Annotated in this window: 13 protein-coding genes; 9 read left to right on the forward strand and 4 right to left on the reverse strand. The window is 59.9% G+C overall.

Annotation, left to right across the window (positions count from 1 at the left end):
* Window positions 1–29: 29 nt before the first annotated feature.
* The gene (locus GH769_RS28790; protein ID WP_014717504.1) at window positions 30–203 is read right to left on the reverse strand and encodes a PA1571 family protein; all 174 of its coding nucleotides are present in this window, start codon (window positions 201–203) and stop codon (window positions 30–32) included.
* Window positions 204–440: 237 nt separating this feature from the next.
* Between GH769_RS28790 and GH769_RS04280 the strand changes: the two genes are divergently transcribed.
* Window positions 441–2,246 carry an ABC transporter ATP-binding protein/permease gene (locus GH769_RS04280; RefSeq protein WP_162236636.1) on the forward strand — a complete coding sequence of 602 codons (1,806 nt, stop codon included), beginning with the start codon at window positions 441–443 and terminating at the stop codon, window positions 2,244–2,246.
* 65 nt (window positions 2,247–2,311) lie between these two features.
* On the opposite strand, the gene GH769_RS04285 is transcribed toward GH769_RS04280, so the two are convergent.
* A complete protein-coding gene (locus GH769_RS04285) occupies window positions 2,312–4,240 on the reverse strand; it encodes a transglycosylase SLT domain-containing protein (protein WP_014717506.1) in 1,929 nt (642 codons plus the stop codon).
* A 213-nt stretch (window positions 4,241–4,453) separates the two neighbouring features.
* On the opposite strand from GH769_RS04285, the gene GH769_RS04290 reads away from it, so the two are divergent.
* Window positions 4,454–6,376, forward strand: a complete 1,923-nt coding sequence (locus GH769_RS04290) for an ATP-binding cassette domain-containing protein (RefSeq protein ID WP_020302894.1) — start codon at window positions 4,454–4,456, stop codon at window positions 6,374–6,376.
* A 182-nt stretch (window positions 6,377–6,558) separates the two neighbouring features.
* On the opposite strand, the gene GH769_RS04295 is transcribed toward GH769_RS04290, so the two are convergent.
* Window positions 6,559–6,999, reverse strand: a complete 441-nt coding sequence (locus tag GH769_RS04295; RefSeq protein WP_014717508.1) for a universal stress protein — start codon at window positions 6,997–6,999, stop codon at window positions 6,559–6,561.
* Between the two features lie 105 nt (window positions 7,000–7,104).
* On the opposite strand from GH769_RS04295, the gene GH769_RS04300 reads away from it, so the two are divergent.
* The 7 genes from GH769_RS04300 (at window position 7,105) to GH769_RS04330 (ending at window position 15,956) form a co-directional block, all read left to right on the forward strand.
* A complete protein-coding gene (locus GH769_RS04300) occupies window positions 7,105–7,542 on the forward strand; it encodes a hypothetical protein (RefSeq protein ID WP_019818247.1) in 438 nt (145 codons plus the stop codon).
* A gap of 486 nt (window positions 7,543–8,028) precedes the next feature.
* Complete coding sequence (gene fadB / locus GH769_RS04305; RefSeq protein ID WP_032903152.1) at window positions 8,029–10,176, forward strand: fatty acid oxidation complex subunit alpha FadB; 2,148 nt, start codon at window positions 8,029–8,031, stop codon at window positions 10,174–10,176.
* A gap of 29 nt (window positions 10,177–10,205) precedes the next feature.
* Window positions 10,206–11,381: an acetyl-CoA C-acyltransferase FadA gene (gene fadA, locus GH769_RS04310; RefSeq protein WP_003189650.1), complete on the forward strand. Its 1,176-nt coding sequence runs from the start codon at window positions 10,206–10,208 to the stop codon at window positions 11,379–11,381.
* Window positions 11,382–11,479: 98 nt separating this feature from the next.
* Window positions 11,480–11,716, forward strand: coding sequence for a DUF1653 domain-containing protein (locus GH769_RS04315; protein ID WP_003189651.1), 237 nt, complete (start codon window positions 11,480–11,482; stop codon window positions 11,714–11,716).
* 114 nt (window positions 11,717–11,830) lie between these two features.
* A complete protein-coding gene (gene topA / locus GH769_RS04320; RefSeq protein ID WP_153649484.1) occupies window positions 11,831–14,452 on the forward strand; it encodes a type I DNA topoisomerase in 2,622 nt (873 codons plus the stop codon).
* Window positions 14,453–14,671: 219 nt separating this feature from the next.
* The gene (locus GH769_RS04325) at window positions 14,672–15,193 is read left to right on the forward strand and encodes a DUF6586 family protein (protein WP_003189653.1); all 522 of its coding nucleotides are present in this window, start codon (window positions 14,672–14,674) and stop codon (window positions 15,191–15,193) included.
* Window positions 15,194–15,722: 529 nt separating this feature from the next.
* On the forward strand, window positions 15,723–15,956 hold the full coding sequence (locus tag GH769_RS04330; RefSeq protein ID WP_014717511.1) for a hypothetical protein: 234 nt from the start codon (window positions 15,723–15,725) through the stop codon (window positions 15,954–15,956).
* Window positions 15,957–15,992: 36 nt separating this feature from the next.
* On the opposite strand, the gene sulA is transcribed toward GH769_RS04330, so the two are convergent.
* The gene (gene sulA / locus GH769_RS04335; protein WP_005786162.1) at window positions 15,993–16,466 is read right to left on the reverse strand and encodes an SOS-induced cell division inhibitor SulA; all 474 of its coding nucleotides are present in this window, start codon (window positions 16,464–16,466) and stop codon (window positions 15,993–15,995) included.

Consider the following 16,466-nt stretch of genomic DNA (forward strand, 5'->3'; position numbering starts at 1 on the left):
TGGGCCGGGTTTGAAAGAGCGTGGGCGCTTCAGCCTTGCTGGGCAGGCTTGACCAGTCGCTGTTCCAGCTCGCTGCAGGCTTGCTGGATCATTTCTTCGGTAATCTGCACTTCCCGGCCCTTGGCATCGATGTACGAGCAAGGCAGCTGCTGCGGCTGGCGGATCACTTCAATCTTGGCGTCGCTGCTATTTTGCAAGGTCATGGCCTGTCTCCTCATCAGGTTGTGTACCTACTTTAATTCCCCCGCATGAACGCGCTGTTACAACTCCTTACACGCTCATCGGTTTGAACACCCAGTCCACCAGAAACCGGTACATATTTCCAGATCAGGCTTAGACCGATAGCCTCTAGCGGCCTGCATCGGCGGGCATAATTAACCTGACTCATTGTTATTTGCGCAAGTTCCCCCAATGTTGAGGTACAGACTCCTCATTGGGTGATGCCTTCCATGTTCTCCATCCGTCAACGCCGTGCGATTCGCCTGGCCAGCCGCTTTATTGCGCCCTACCGTTGGCAGGCGCTTGGCGCACTGCTGGCGCTGATCGTCACCGCTGGCATCACCTTGTCCATGGGGCAGGGCATACGCCTGTTGGTGGACCAGGGCTTCATGACCCAGTCGCCACACCTGCTCAACCAGTCAATCGGCCTGTTCATGCTGCTGGTGCTCGGCCTGGCCGTGGGCACCTTCACGCGGTTTTACCTGGTGTCGTGGATTGGCGAGCGGGTGGTAGCCGATATTCGCCGGCAGGTGTTCAACCACCTGATCTACCTGCACCCCGGCTTCTACGAGAACAACCGCAGCTCGGAAATCCAGTCGCGGCTGACCACCGACACCACCTTACTGCAATCGGTGATCGGCTCATCACTGTCGCTGTTTCTGCGCAACGCCCTGATGGTGATCGGCGGCATCGTGTTGCTGTTTATTACTAACCCCAAGCTCACCAGCATCGTGGTGGTGGCGTTGCCTCTGGTGCTGGCGCCGATTCTGATCTTCGGGCGCCGGGTGCGCAGCCTGTCGCGTTTGAGCCAGGACCGTATCGCGGACGTCGGCAGCTATGTCGCCGAGACGTTGGGCCAGATCAAGACCGTGCAGGCCTATAACCATCAGGTTCAGGACGAACAACGCTTTGCCGCCACCGTCGAGGACGCCTTTGTCACGGCACGTAAACGCATCTTGCAGCGCTCCTGGCTGATCACCTTGGTGATCATGCTGGTGCTCGGCGCGGTAGGCGTGATGCTGTGGGTGGGCGGCATGGACGTGATCAGCGGGCGCATTTCCGGCGGTGAGCTGGCGGCGTTCGTGTTCTACAGCCTGATTGTCGGCAGCGCCGTCGGCACCCTGAGCGAAGTGCTTGGCGAGTTGCAGCGTGCCGCCGGGGCAGCCGAGCGTATCGGTGAGCTGTTGCAGTCAGGCAACGAGATCCAGGCGCCGGCCACTGGCGGCGTACGTTTGCCGGAACGGGTCAGTGGCCGCATGGAACTGCAGGACCTACGCTTTTCCTATCCTTCGCGACCGGACAGCTATGCCATCGACGGCTTGAACCTGACCATCAACCCGGGCGAAACCCTGGCCTTGGTAGGGCCGTCCGGTGCGGGCAAGTCGACGATTTTCGATCTGCTGCTGCGCTTCTACGACCCCCAGCAAGGCCGAATCCTGCTCGAAGGCCAGCCGCTGACCGAGCTAGACCCCCTGGACCTGCGGCGCCATTTCGCCCTGGTGTCCCAGAGCCCGGCGTTGTTCTTCGGCAGCGTCGAGGACAACATCCGCTACGGCAACCCGTCCGCCACCACCGCCCAGGTGGAAGCCGCCGCGCGTATTGCCCACGCCCACGACTTCATCCTGCAAATGCCCGACGGCTACCAAACCCACCTCGGCGAAAGTGGCCAGGGCCTCTCCGGCGGCCAGCGCCAACGCCTGGCCATCGCTCGCGCCTTGCTGGTCGACGCGCCGATCCTGCTGCTGGACGAAGCCACCAGCGCCCTCGACGCCCAGAGTGAACACCTTATCCAGCAAGCGCTGCCGCAGCTGATGCAGGGGCGCACCACGCTGGTGATCGCCCACCGTTTGGCCACGGTGAAGAATGCCGACCGCATTGCGGTGATGGACCAGGGCAAGCTGGTGGCGGTGGGCACGCATCAGCAGTTGATTGCGAGCAATCCGCTGTATGCGCGGTTGGCGGCGTTGCAGTTCAGTGCGGACCCTGTGGGAGGGGGCTTGCCCCCGATAGCGGCGGATCAGCAATAGACGTGTGACTGACAGCCTGCAATCGGGGGCAAGCCCCCTCCCACATTAGAAGCAGGTTCAGAGCCTTATTGGTCGTCGAAGTACCGCTCATGCCAATCCACCAACGGCTGCGGTGAGTTGAGCTTCTGCCCGTAGATCACCGAATAAGACAGCACGTTCTGCACATACTGGCGGGTTTCGTCGAAGGGGATGCTTTCCACCCACACGTCGAAACTCAGGTGGTCTGCGCCGCGCAGCCATTGGCGCACGCGGCCGGGGCCGGCGTTGTAGGCAGCGGAGGCGAGCACGCGGTTGCCGTTGAACTGGCTGTGAACCTGGCTCAGGTAAGCAGCGCCGAGCTGGATGTTTTTATCCGGGTCCAGCACCTGGGCCGGGGAGGCCAGGGGGATGCTGAACTTGCGTGCAGTTTCCTTGGCGGTGCCCGGCATCAGTTGCATCAGGCCGCTGGCGCCGACGCCGGAGCGGGCATCGTCCATGAACGCGCTTTCCTGACGGGTGATGGCAAAGATCCAGCTGGAGTGCAGGCCACGTACCTTGGCTTCGCGCACCAGGGTGTCGCGGTGGGCCATCGGGAAGCGGATGTCCAGATCGTCCCAGTACTGCGCCTGGCTGATGGTGCGGATGGCCGGAAAGTACCACTTCATGTCGTAGGCCAGTTTGGCCTGGGCGACCATCTCGTCACGGTTGAAATGACGGCTGACGTGGTACCACTCGCGGCGACCGTCGACGATCTGGCCACGGGCGTAGAATTCCAGGGCACGCCGCACCCCCGGGGTATTGCGCACCTTGTTGACCAGCGCCTGGCTCATCACCAGCGGCTTGTTGTTCAACTGGTAAGGGGCTTTGGAGCGGTCAGCAGCGAGGAAACCGTAGAAGTCCCGCTCCTTGGCCACGTTTTTGTACAGCACCAAAGCCTGCGGGTTTTTCGGCTCGGCCAGCTCCAGGCTGCGTGCCTGCCAGTAGCGCCAACGGTTGGTGGTGGCCAGGTCCTGTGGGAGTTTGCGGGTCAACTGGTAGGCGTCTTCCCAGCGCGCCAGGCGCAACAGCAGGCGCAGACGCCACTCGGAAACCGTATTGTCGCGTAACTCGGGGTCGTACTTGGTCATGACCTCCAGTGCGCGCGGGTCGAAGCGCTTGGCCAGGGTCAAGCCGATCTCGCGGGCAATCGAGACTTTTTCGTCACGGGAGAAGTGCATGCTGCTGGCGTAACCGTCGAGCAGCGACATGGCTTTGTCCGGATCCTGCCGCGCCAGGCGACGCAGGCCCAGGCCCACGGCGTCAGACATGGCCTCGGTGGCCGGCTGGAAGCGTGACGGGTCGCTGAGCATGTCGGGCTTTTGCGCAACATCCACCATCAAGCGGCCTTGGGCGCCGAGGGTGGGTAGGGTTTTCACCAGGCTGTTGGCCAGCGCGTAGTTACGCGCTTCGGCGGCGAGCTTGGTGCGCTCCCAGATCTTCTGCTCGGTGAGCTGGCCGGCAGCGGCCCATTGGCCAAACGTGGCGTCACAGGCGGCTGGCTGGGATTTGCCGGTCATCCACAGCTTTTCGGCAGTCTTGTAGCCTTCGGCCTTCAGGTTGTGGCTGAGCTGGTACTGGCCATGCAGACAGTCCAGTTCGACGAAATTGAGCTTGGTGTCGTAGTACTTTTCAAAAGTCTGCCAATCGCCGCGTTCGGCCAGCCAGCGCAGCCAACGCAGTTTCATCCAGTTGGCCTGGGGCAAGTCGCCGTGTTTGGCGAGGAATTGTTCGATTTCCTCGTTACTTGCGGTTTTCAGGCGCGCGGTCAGTTCGTCGTAGGCCAGGTAGGGCGTGAGCGGGTAATCGGCCAGGGCCTGGCTGTATTGCATGTAGGGGCCGCTGTCGCCCTTGGCCAAGGCACGTTTGGCTTGATCGTAATACTGGCGTTGAGTGGTGAGGTCCACCGCCTGGGCGGATTGAACGGCAGTGGCGGAAAGAAGCAGACAAGATAAAAAGTTGAAAAGGCGACTGCGCATGAGACGTCCGTGCAGAGAAATCACGACTAGCACCGGCACTGCCGACACTGATTGCCCCTAGCTTAGCCTTTTGCCAGCGGCCCGCGAAAGCTTTGCCGGCTGGTTCGTTCAAGTTCGCCGGAAATGTCCTACAGAACGTGTCAATAGAGAAAATGCCGACCGCATCCCACCCTCACATCAGGTAGAATGCGCGCCCAGTTTTTGGAGAAGCGTATGACCCTGCTCAAATTCAGCGATGTGTCCCTTGCTTTCGGCGCCATGCCGTTGTTGGACAAGGTGTCCTGGCAGATCGCCCGTGGTGAGCGGGTGTGCATCATCGGCCGCAACGGCACCGGCAAGTCCAGCATGATGAAGCTGGTAAAAGGCGACCAGAAGCCCGATGACGGCTCTGTCTGGCGTGCCCCGGGCCTCAAGATCGGCGAATTGCCGCAAGAATTGCCGGTGGCCGACGGACGGACAGTGTTCGACGTGGTAGCCGAAGGCCTGGACGGTGTTGGCGAGTTGCTCGCGCAATACCATCACCTGGCACAGAACTGCGTCACCGAAGAAGACCTGGACAAACTGATGCACGTCCAGCAAGACCTCGAAGCCCGTGACGGCTGGCGCTTGCAGCAACTGGTGGACAGCACCCTGAGCCGCCTGCAACTGCCGGCAGACAAGACCCTCGCCGAATTGTCCGGCGGCTGGCGTCGCCGTGTGCTGCTGGCCCAGGCCCTGGTGTCCGAGCCGGACCTGCTGCTGCTCGACGAACCGACCAACCACCTGGACATCGGCGCCATCGCCTGGCTTGAAGAAGCCATCAAGGACTTCCAGGGCGCCGTGCTGTTTATCACGCACGACCGTGCTTTCCTGCAGAGCCTGGCTACGCGCATCCTCGAGCTGGACCGTGGCGGCCTGATCGACTGGAACGGCGACTACGCCAGCTTCCTGGTGCATAAGGAAGCCGCCCTGGCGGCCGAAGAAACCGCCAACGCGCTGTTCGACAAGAAGCTGGCCCAGGAAGAAGTCTGGATCCGCCAGGGCATCAAGGCCCGTCGCACCCGTAACGAAGGCCGTGTGCGTGCCTTGAAAGCCTTGCGCGTGGAGCGCAGTGAGCGCCGCGAGCGTACCGGCAAGGCCAATATCCAGCTCGATACTGCCGACAAGTCGGGCAAGCAAGTGATGGTGCTGGAGAACGTCAGCTTCCATCACCCGGACGGCCCGTTCCTGATCAAGGACTTCTCCATGGTCCTGCAGCGCGGCGACCGTATTGGCCTGTTGGGCGCCAACGGTACCGGCAAGACCACCTTGCTCAAGCTGATGCTCAGCGGTCTGCAACCGACCAGCGGCAAGGTGGAAGAGGGCACTCGCATCGACGTGGCCTACTTTGACCAGTTGCGCCACCAGTTGGACCTGGAAAAGACCGTGATCGACAACGTCGCCGAAGGTCGCGACTTTATCGACATCGACGGCCAGAGCCGCCACGTACTCAGCTACCTGGGCGACTTCCTGTTCAGCCCGCAACGTGCGCGCACGCCGGTCAAGGCGCTGTCGGGGGGGGAGCGTGCGCGCCTGCTGCTGGCCAAGCTGTTCAGCAAGCCGGCCAACCTGCTGGTGCTCGACGAGCCGACCAACGACCTCGACGTGGAAACCCTGGAACTGCTGGAAGAGGTCTTGCTGACCTTCAACGGCACCGTGCTGATGGTCAGCCACGACCGGGAATTCCTCGACAACGTGGTCACCAGCACCCTGGTTTTCGAAGGCGAAGGCAAGGTGCGCGAATACGTGGGCGGTTATCAGGACTGGCTGCGTCAGGGCGGCTCGCCGCGCCTGCTGGGCGTGACCGAGAGCAAGTCGGGCAAGGCGGACCTGAACACGGCGGTGGTGGCTCCCGCCGCTGCCGAGGCGCCTGCACCGGCTGCTGACGCTGCGCCGGCCAAGAAGAAGCTGAGCTATAAGTTGCAGCGCGAGTTGGAAGCCTTGCCAGGCGATATCGACGCCAAGGAACAGCAGATCGCTGCGGTCGAAGCGGAAATGGCTGACGCCGGCTTCTACCTGCGCCCTGCGGCAGAAACCGCCAAGGTTATCGCCTCCCTGGAGACGTTGAACCAGGAGCTGGAAGCGTTGGTTGAGCGTTGGGCCGAGCTGGATGCCTGAGTGATCGAGCCGCAATAAAAAAGCCCGGCGCTCTTCTATGAGCGCCGGGCTTTTTAATATGAAATGCGATTCAACTGTGGGAGCTGGCTTGCCTGCGATAGCAGTCTGCCAGTTGATGCATCGGGTGGCTGATACACCGCTATCGCAGGCAAGCCAGCTCCCACATTAGACCTTTATCGGTCTTACGGACTCTTTATCAGTTTGACGGCCAATACATCGCACGGCGCGCCGTGCAATACATCATTGGCGGTCGAGCCCAGCAACAACGCCAAACCGTGACGACCATGGCTACCCACCACGATCAAGTCGCAAGCCTTTTCCTTGGCCAGGTGGTGAATTTCCTGGCGCGGTTGGCCGTATGTCAGGTGGCAGTCTTCCTTTTTCAGGTGCGGGTATTTGAGAATCAAACGGTCAAGGCGCTCCTTGGCCTGGTCAAATTGTTGTTGCTGCAGCTGGGAAAGGTCCATCGGCACGTCACCACCAAAGGCCATGGCCATGGGCTCGACGATGTGTACCAACGACAGTTTGGCGCCATTGGCAATCGCGGATTCCTGTGCGCGCTTGATCACTGGATCGCACTCTTCGGTCAGGTCGACAGCGACCAGAATATGTTCGTAGGGCATGAGGCGTTCCTCCAGAGGACTGCAATAAGTTCAGTATGGCTGCTTTCAAGCGGATGGGGTTGCCGCAGATCAAATCCGCTCATCTAGAAATTCGGGAGTACACATATGACGGTCTGGATAGTGGTGTCAATCCTTGCGGTGGTTTTGAGCCCCCTGGTATGGCTGCGACCTTCGCGCCAGCAGAGTGGGCGTATGGCCCTGCGCATGGAGGCACGCCGCATCGGCCTGGCCATGCAGTTGGCGCCTCAGGAATGGCCGCACTGGCTCAAGCAGGAGCCGCCGAGCCCCTGTGCGCAGTATTGCCGGCCACGACGCGGCAGCGCGCCCGCAACCTGGAGCTACTGGCAGCTGGAGCCGGGGCTATGGGTCAATCAGTGGCGTGAACCCTGTGTGGATGAGAAGTTGTTGCCGCATTTTGCAACGCTGCCGGCGAACGTCTACAAGGTCGAGGCCGACAAACAGATGATTGCTCTGTATTGGGGCGAAAAGGGCGACGCAAGCGTGCTGAAAGATATTGATACGCTGCTCAAGGCCCTGGCCTGACCCAAGCTCTGTAGGAGCGAGCCAGCTCGCTCCTACAGGAAAGCCAGGCAATAAAAAGCCCGACATCATCATCGGGCTGGAGGTGGCCAGGCAGGCCGGTAAATCTGCACATTGCCGCTAGCCTAGTCGTGTATTGCTTTCTGTACAGCCTTTTCCCACATCCTTTCCATTATTGATCCTGTGAATATTTGAATATTGACGGGTGGCGAGCCTGTGGGCCGGGTTCTGAAATGACTGGAAAGTCGCGCTTTTCCTAGCCTTTGGAGCGATTGACAATTGCTCGGAATTGGATGAAGGTGGCGTACCCAAATCAAACGGGCGTATGAATTGAGCGTTTGCCTGTCAGACGACTCATACAAAACCCGACTATCGCACTGGCGGGTGTGCCTGGCGGATTGGCGTGAGCATTGATTCAACTGTCAATGTCAAACCAGAGACCAGCGTCCAGTGTGTACTGTTCAGCTTCCATATCGTGGAGATCAGTTGATGATTTACGAAGGTAAAGCCATCACGGTTAAGGCTCTTGAAAGTGGCATCGTCGAACTCAAATTCGACCTCAAGGGTGAGTCCGTCAACAAGTTCAACCGTCTAACCCTGAACGAACTGCGTCAGGCCGTAGACACCATCAAAGCAGATGCTTCGGTCAAGGGCGTGATCGTCTCCAGCGGCAAGGACGTGTTTATCGTCGGCGCTGACATCACCGAATTCGTCGACAACTTCAAGCTGCCCGATGCCGAGCTGGTGGCTGGCAACCTCGAAGCCAACAAGATCTTCAGCGATTTCGAAGACCTCAACGTGCCGACTGTTGCTGCCATCAACGGCATCGCGTTGGGCGGCGGCCTGGAAATGTGCCTGGCGGCAGACTTCCGTGTCATGTCCGCGACGGCCAAGATCGGCCTGCCGGAAGTCAAGCTGGGTATCTACCCAGGCTTTGGCGGTACCGTGCGCCTGCCGCGCCTGATCGGTGCCGACAACGCGATCGAATGGATCGCCGCCGGTAAGGAAAACAAGGCTGAAGACGCACTGAAAGTCGGTGCCGTCGACGCTGTGGTGGCCCCGGACAAACTGGCCGAAGCCGCGCTGAACCTGATCAAAGGCGCCATCAGCGGCGAATTTGACTACAAGGCCAAGCGTCAGCCGAAGCTGGAAAAACTCAAGCTCAACGCCATCGAACAGATGATGTCGTTCGAAACCGCCAAAGGTTTCGTGGCAGGCCAGGCCGGCCCGAACTACCCGGCGCCGGTTGAAGCGATCAAGACCATCCAGAAGGCCGCGAACTTTGGTCGCGACAAAGCCCTGGAAGTGGAAGCGGCAGGCTTCGTCAAACTGGCGAAAACCTCGGCGGCCCAGAGCCTGATCGGCCTGTTCCTGAACGATCAGGAACTGAAGAAAAAGGCCAAGGCCTACGACGAAATCGCCAAGGACGTGAAACAGGCCGCCGTACTCGGCGCCGGTATCATGGGCGGCGGTATCGCCTATCAGTCGGCGTCCAAAGGCACGCCGATCCTGATGAAAGACATCAACGAGCACGGTATCGAACAGGGCCTGGCCGAAGCCGCCAAGCTGCTGGTGGGCCGCGTTGATAAAGGTCGTATGACCGCTGCAAAAATGGCTGAAGTGCTCAACGGCATTCGTCCTACGCTGTCCTACGGTGATTTCGGCCACGTCGACCTGGTGGTCGAAGCGGTTGTCGAAAACCCGAAGGTCAAGCAGGCGGTACTGGCTGAAGTGGAAGCCCAGGTCAAAGATGACACCATCCTGGCTTCCAACACCTCGACCATTTCCATCTCGCTGTTGGCCAAGGCCCTCAAGCGTCCGGAAAACTTCGTCGGCATGCACTTCTTCAACCCGGTGCACATGATGCCGCTGGTAGAAGTGATCCGTGGCGAGAAGTCCAGCGAGCTGGCCGTTGCTACCACCGTTGCCTATGCCAAGAAAATGGGCAAGAACCCGATCGTCGTCAACGATTGCCCGGGCTTCTTGGTCAACCGCGTGCTGTTCCCGTACTTTGGCGGTTTCGCCAAGCTGGTCAGCGCCGGTGTGGACTTCGTGCGCATCGACAAGGTCATGGAGAAGTTCGGCTGGCCCATGGGCCCGGCGTATCTGATGGACGTGGTCGGCATCGACACCGGCCACCACGGTCGCGACGTCATGGCTGAAGGCTTCCCGGACCGCATGAAAGACGACCGCCGCTCGGCGATCGACGCGCTGTACGAGGCCAAGCGCCTGGGCCAGAAGAATGGCAAGGGCTTCTACGCCTACGAGGCCGACAAGAAGGGCAAGCAGAAGAAAGTGGCCGACCCGTCGGTGCACGAAGTGCTCGCTCCGGTCATCTACGAACAGCGTGAGGTGTCCGACGAAGACATCATCAACTGGATGATGATCGCCCTGTGCCTGGAAACCGTGCGTTGCCTGGAAGACGGCATCGTTGAAACCGCCGCCGAAGCCGATATGGGCCTGGTGTACGGTATTGGTTTCCCTCCATTCCGTGGTGGCGCGTTGCGTTACATCGATTCGATCGGTGTGACCGAGTTCGTTGCCCTGGCTGACAAATACGCTGATTTGGGCCCGCTGTACCACCCGACCGCGAAGCTGCGTGAAATGGCCAAGAATGGCCAGAGCTTCTTCGGTTAAGCGCCCAATCGACTAGAGCGAGAATATTTATGAGCTTGAATCCAAGAGACGTCGTGATTGTCGACTTCGGTCGTACGCCGATGGGCCGCTCCAAGGGCGGCATGCACCGCAACACCCGCGCCGAAGACATGTCGGCGCACCTGATCAGCAAAGTGCTGGAGCGCAACACCAAGGTCGACCCGAACGAAGTCGAGGACGTGATCTGGGGCTGCGTCAACCAGACCCTGGAGCAGGGCTGGAACATCGCGCGCATGGCGTCGTTGATGACCCAGATCCCGCACACCGCGGCCGGCCAGACCGTCAGCCGCCTGTGCGGCTCGTCGATGAGCGCGCTGCACACCGCTGCGCAAGCGATCATGACCGGCAACGGCGATGTGTTCGTGGTCGGCGGCGTGGAGCACATGGGCCACGTCAGCATGATGCACGGCGTCGATCCTAACCCGCACATGTCCCTCTACGCGGCGAAAGCCTCGGGCATGATGGGCCTGACCGCGGAAATGCTCGGCAAAATGCACGGCATCACCCGTGAAGCCCAGGACGCCTTCGGCCTGCGCTCCCACCAGCTCGCCCACAAGGCGACGGTGGAAGGCAAGTTCAAGGATGAAATCATCCCGATGAACGGCTACGACGAGAATGGTTTCCTGAAACTGTTCGACTACGACGAAACCATTCGTCCGGACACTACCCTGGAAAGCCTGGCGGCCCTCAAGCCCGCCTTCAATCCAAAGGGCGGCACCGTGACAGCCGGTACTTCCTCGCAGATCACCGACGGTGCTTCGTGCATGATCGTGATGTCGGCGCAGCGTGCCCAGGACCTGGGTATCCAGCCGCTGGCCGTGATTCGTTCGATGGCAGTGGCGGGTGTGGATCCGGCGATCATGGGCTATGGTCCAGTACCGGCCACACAAAAAGCCTTGAAGCGCGCAGGCCTTTCCATCTCTGATATCGACTTCTTCGAGCTCAACGAAGCTTTCGCCGCACAGGCCTTGCCAGTGCTGAAAGATTTGAAAGTACTCGACAAGATGAACGAGAAGGTTAACCTGCACGGCGGTGCGATTGCCCTGGGCCACCCATTCGGTTGCTCCGGTGCGCGTATCTCCGGCACTTTGCTTAACGTGATGAAGCAAAATGGCGGCAACCTTGGGGTTGCTACCATGTGCATTGGTCTCGGCCAAGGCATCTCTACCGTCTTCGAACGCGTCTAAACGTTCGGTTGACGGAAGCCGGGGCCCAGTGCCCCGGTTTTTGTTTTTTGGAACTTTTAAATATTTTTTTTCAACAAATTTTGCATGAGGGCCAGAGCATGAAAGTCGAACCAGGGCTCTATCAGCATTACAAGGGGCCGCAGTACCGTGTTTTCAGCGTGGCGCGCCACTCTGAAACCGAAGAAGAAGTGGTGTTTTACCAAGCACTGTATGGCGAATACGGCTTTTGGGTGCGCCCTTTGAGCATGTTCCTGGAGACCGTCGAAGTTGACGGCGAGCAGGTCCCACGCTTTGCTTTGGTCACGGCCGAACCCAGTCTTTTTACAGGGCAATAACGGCAGGTCGCGCAGAATGCTGCGCTTGACCTCATCCGGTTGCCACTATATATAGCGTTGCCGCGTCAGGCGCCAACTGCCTTTCACTTCTCGAATTCAGGAATTTTCCGATCCATGGGCAAATCGCTGGTCATTGTGGAATCCCCGGCTAAGGCCAAGACCATCAACAAGTACTTGGGCAACGAGTACGTGGTGAAGTCGAGTATCGGCCATATCCGAGACCTGCCCACCAGCGGTTCGGCTAGCGCCAGCAAGGAGCCTGCCGCCAAGCGCGGCAAGGCCGCCGCGGGCGAAGGTCCGGTACTCACGCCTAAAGAAAAAGCGCGCAAGCAACTGGTTTCGCGCATGGGTGTGGACCCGGACCATGGCTGGAAGGCCAAGTACGAAATCCTTCCGGGCAAGGAAAAGGTCATCGAAGAGCTGCGCCGGCTCGCCAAAGATGCTGACACCATCTATCTCGCGACGGACTTGGACCGCGAAGGGGAAGCCATTGCCTGGCACCTGCGCGAAGCCATCGGCGGTGATGACAGCCGCTACAAGCGCGTGGTGTTCAACGAAATCACCAAGAAAGCCATCCAGGAAGCCTTCTCCAAGCCGGGCGAGCTGGACATCGACCGTGTCAACGCCCAGCAGGCCCGTCGCTTCCTCGACCGCGTCGTCGGCTACATGGTCTCGCCACTGCTGTGGGCGAAGATCGCCCGTGGCCTGTCCGCCGGCCGTGTGCAATCGGTAGCGGTCAAGCTGGTGGTTGAGCGTGAGCGCGAGATCCGTGCGTTCATCCCTGAAGAATACTGGGAAGTCCACGCCGACCTCGGCACTGCCAAGGGCGCCAATGTGCGCTTTGAAGTGGCCCGTGAAAAAGGCGAAGCCTTCAAGCCGCTGAACGAAGCCCAGGCCATGGCCGCGCTGGAGAAGCTCAAGGCCTCCAGCTACAGCATCGTCAAGCGTGAAGACAAACCGACCAGCAGCAAGCCGTCGGCGCCGTTCATCACCTCCACCCTGCAACAGGCCGCGAGCAACCGTTTGGGCTTCGGGGTGAAGAAGACCATGATGATCGCCCAGCGTCTGTATGAGGCTGGCTACATCACGTATATGCGTACGGACTCCACCAACCTGTCGCAAGACGCGGTGGCGATGGCGCGTACCTATATTGAAAGCGAATTCGGCAAGACCTACCTGCCGGAGAAGCCGAACGTCTACAGCAGCAAGGAAGGCGCACAAGAGGCACACGAAGCGATTCGTCCTTCCGACGCCAACACCACGCCTGCCAAGCTGAGCGGCATGGAGCGCGACGCTGAGCGCCTCTACGAGCTGATCTGGCGCCAGTTCCTGGCTTGCCAGATGCTGCCGGCGCAATACCTGTCTACTACCGTCAGCGTGGGCGCGGGCGATTTCGAGCTGCGTGCCAAGGGCCGTATCCTCAAGTTCGACGGCTACACCCGTGTGATGCCGCAGATCGCCAAGCCTGGCGATGATGATGTGCTGCCGGACATGGCCCAGGGCGACACGCTGAAGCTGATCAAGCTCGACCCGTCCCAGCACTTCACCAAGCCGCCGGCGCGTTATTCCGAAGCCAGCCTGGTGAAAGAGATGGAGAAGCGCGGTATCGGTCGTCCGTCGACCTACGCGGCAATCATCTCCACCATCCAGGACCGTGGCTACGTTGCGCTGCATAACCGTCGTTTCTATTCGGAAAAGATGGGTGACATCGTCACCGAGCGTCTGTCGGAGAGTTTCTCCAACTTGATGGATTACGGCTTCACTGCCGGCATGGAAGAGAACCTCGATGACGTGGCCCAGGGCGAACGCGACTGGAAAAACGTGCTGGATGAGTTCTACGGCGACTTCAAGAAAAAGCTTGAAGTGGCCGAGAACCCCGAGAACGGGATGCGCGCCAACCAGCCGGTGATGACGGATATTCCGTGCACTACCTGCGGTCGACCGATGCAGATTCGTACCGCCTCCACCGGCGTGTTCCTCGGTTGCTCGGGCTACAGCCTGCCGCCCAAAGAGCGCTGCAAGGCGACCGTCAACCTGGTGCCGGGCGATGAAATCGCGGCTGACGACGAGGGTGAGTCCGAGTCGCTGGTGCTGCGTGGCAAGCACCGCTGCCCGATCTGCAGCACGGCGATGGACGCCTACCTGCTGGACGAGAAGCACAAGCTGCACATCTGTGGTAACAACCCGGATTGCAACGGCTACGAGATCGAAGAGGGCACCTATCGCATCAAGGGCTATGAAGGCCCGAGCCTGGAATGCGACAAGTGCGGCAGCGAGATGCAGCTTAAGACTGGCCGTTTCGGCAAGTTCTTCGGGTGCACCAACCCAACCTGCAAGAACACCCGCAAACTGCTGAAAAGCGGTGATGCGGCGCCGCCGAAGATGGATCCGGTGAAAATGCCCGAGCTCAAGTGCGAGAAGGTCAACGACACCTACATCCTGCGTGACGGCGCTTCGGGGCTGTTCCTGGCTGCGAGCCAGTTCCCGAAAAACCGCGAGACCCGTGCACCACTGGTGATGGAGATCGTGCCGCACAAGGACGAGATCGATCCGAAGTACCACTTCCTGTGTGAAGCGCCGAAAAAGGACCCGGATGGTCGCCCAGCCGTGATCCGTTACAGCCGCAAGACCAAGGAGCAGTACGTGCAGACCGAAGTGGACGGCAAGCCTACTGGCTGGAAAGCGTTCTACGACGGCGGCAAGTGGAAGGTCGAGGACAAGCGCCAGGGCGCTTGATCCGCTAGTCTGTTAACGCCAAAAGCCGTCTGTATAGACGGCTTTTGCTTACTGTAGGAGCGAGCTTGTTGTGGCGAGCAAGCTTGCTTGCGCTGGGGTGCGAAGCGCCCCCAATAGCTGGCGACTGCTACGCAGTCGAGCGGGAGCAAGCTCCCTCGCCACAGCAAGCTCGCTCCTACACAGCCAGCATCACGCCTATTCGTTGTGGAGATTGCCGTCATGGCCAACGAACTCTATACCCGTACCAATCAGAAAATTTACTTCGCGGGTTTATCCCTGGAGGCCCTTGGCCGTGCCGAGGAAGGGAAAGAGATGAACGCCATCGCGCTGGTACAGGCGGGGCGCGAAGCGGCGTTGTTCCACCTGTACGGTGCCTTGCTGGGGCTGTGCCATGAGATCGCCGGGTTCTACCGCCTACCCCAGGCCGGTGCGCCGCGTGCAGAAATGATCATGAATCGTGAAGTGCTGGATTCAATGGCGATCCCCGAGTTGGCCGAACTGGTGGAAATGGCCCAAAGCCCCGACAGTTGGGTGGCACGGCTGCTCAAAGCCCATGCGGATATGTTTCAACCGCCGCGTATTCCCCATGTGCCCAAAGGTGATGTCACCCAGCCGCTGATCGTCGCCGTGGCCTTGGAGCAGGATGAGCCTAAGCCTTTGAGCCGTGAGGAGTTGGAAGGCTGGCGCCAGGAGCTGAAAAAGATGGCGCTGCGTTTTCGTGAAGGGCTCAACGAGTGCTGAAGGGGTTGCACTAAGCAAATGTGGAAGCTGGCTTGCCTGCGATGACGGCCTGCCAGCCGACACCTATCGATCTGATGCCCCGCGTTCAACCTGTGGGAGCTGGCTTGCCTGCGATGGCGGCCTGACAGGCGACCCTGTTATACCGAGTACATATTCATTCCTGCGGCAACGGCCACTTAGGGCTCCGCCTGACGGCGGGTCACTGTGGAAAGCCGGAATGCCAGCGTGGTTTAACGGGGAGTCTGAGATCAAGATCAAAAGCAGATCAAAAGCTACTCGCTTCGCATCGTGGTTACCGTTGGCTGCTTTAGCCTGCAAAGTTGTATAGGTACCTATGCTGCGATAGCGGTGGGTCAGTTTGCTGGTTATTCGCTGATACTCCGCCATCGCAGGCAAGCCAGCTCCCACATAGAGACGCGTGTTCCCTAGGGCGCCATTCATCACACCGTAAACAAACCTGTCCATATCCCCTGCGAGGCTGGGTGGATGACTGATATAATCCCAGGCCTTTCGTGGAGAACAGACTTTTATGCCAACGTCCTTTCTGGAAATTGTTGAACTGCCTGACGGCCGAATCGAACTGCGCCGGGCTGAGGACGAAGGTTCTCTGGTTATTCTGGATTTCTCCGAAGACGCCAAGGTCTTCCTGCAAGGCCAGCATGTCGAAGTGGCTAAAGCCATGTTGAGCGTGGGCGTGCAGATGGCAGGTCGCCTTGCCGAAGGCGAGCCGGAGAAAGATGAAGGGCCGCGCGTTCTTCACTGAGTCTTTTGTGACGGCTGCTTCTGTGGCGCGCCATCATTACCCCAATCGAATATTCAAACTCTGTGCATCACCCGTGCGCGCAGCACTGATCAGTTGCTGCTTGGCGCTGGCATTCAGCGGGTTCAACCAGCTCACCACCGTATGGCTGCGGCCCAGGCGCAAGGCTTCGCAGGTTAGCTGCTGGGCACTTTGCGCGCCGCGTGGTTGCAGCAACAGGATACGCTCACGGTTGAGCCCAGCGTCCCGCAGCCAGGCCTGGGTGAGGCTGGCGGGCGGGGCGATCAGTGTCAGCCAGCGGGCGTCCTGATCTTCGCTCAATTCGCGCAGGATAGGTGCCAGCAGGTTCAGGCAGCTCTCAGCCGCACCGCGCAACGACAGTTCACTGAACGCCTCAGGTTCGCCGCCCCAGGGGGCTTCGACCGTTTCCTTGAGGATTGGCGCAAGGGGCTGGGCCATGAAGGCCTCGAACAGCGACAGTTGTGTATGTTGTGGGGTATGCACGAGCTGCAT

The organism is Pseudomonas sp. CFSAN084952 (assembly GCF_009648855.1).
GTDB lineage: Bacteria > Pseudomonadota > Gammaproteobacteria > Pseudomonadales > Pseudomonadaceae > Aquipseudomonas > Aquipseudomonas paracarnis.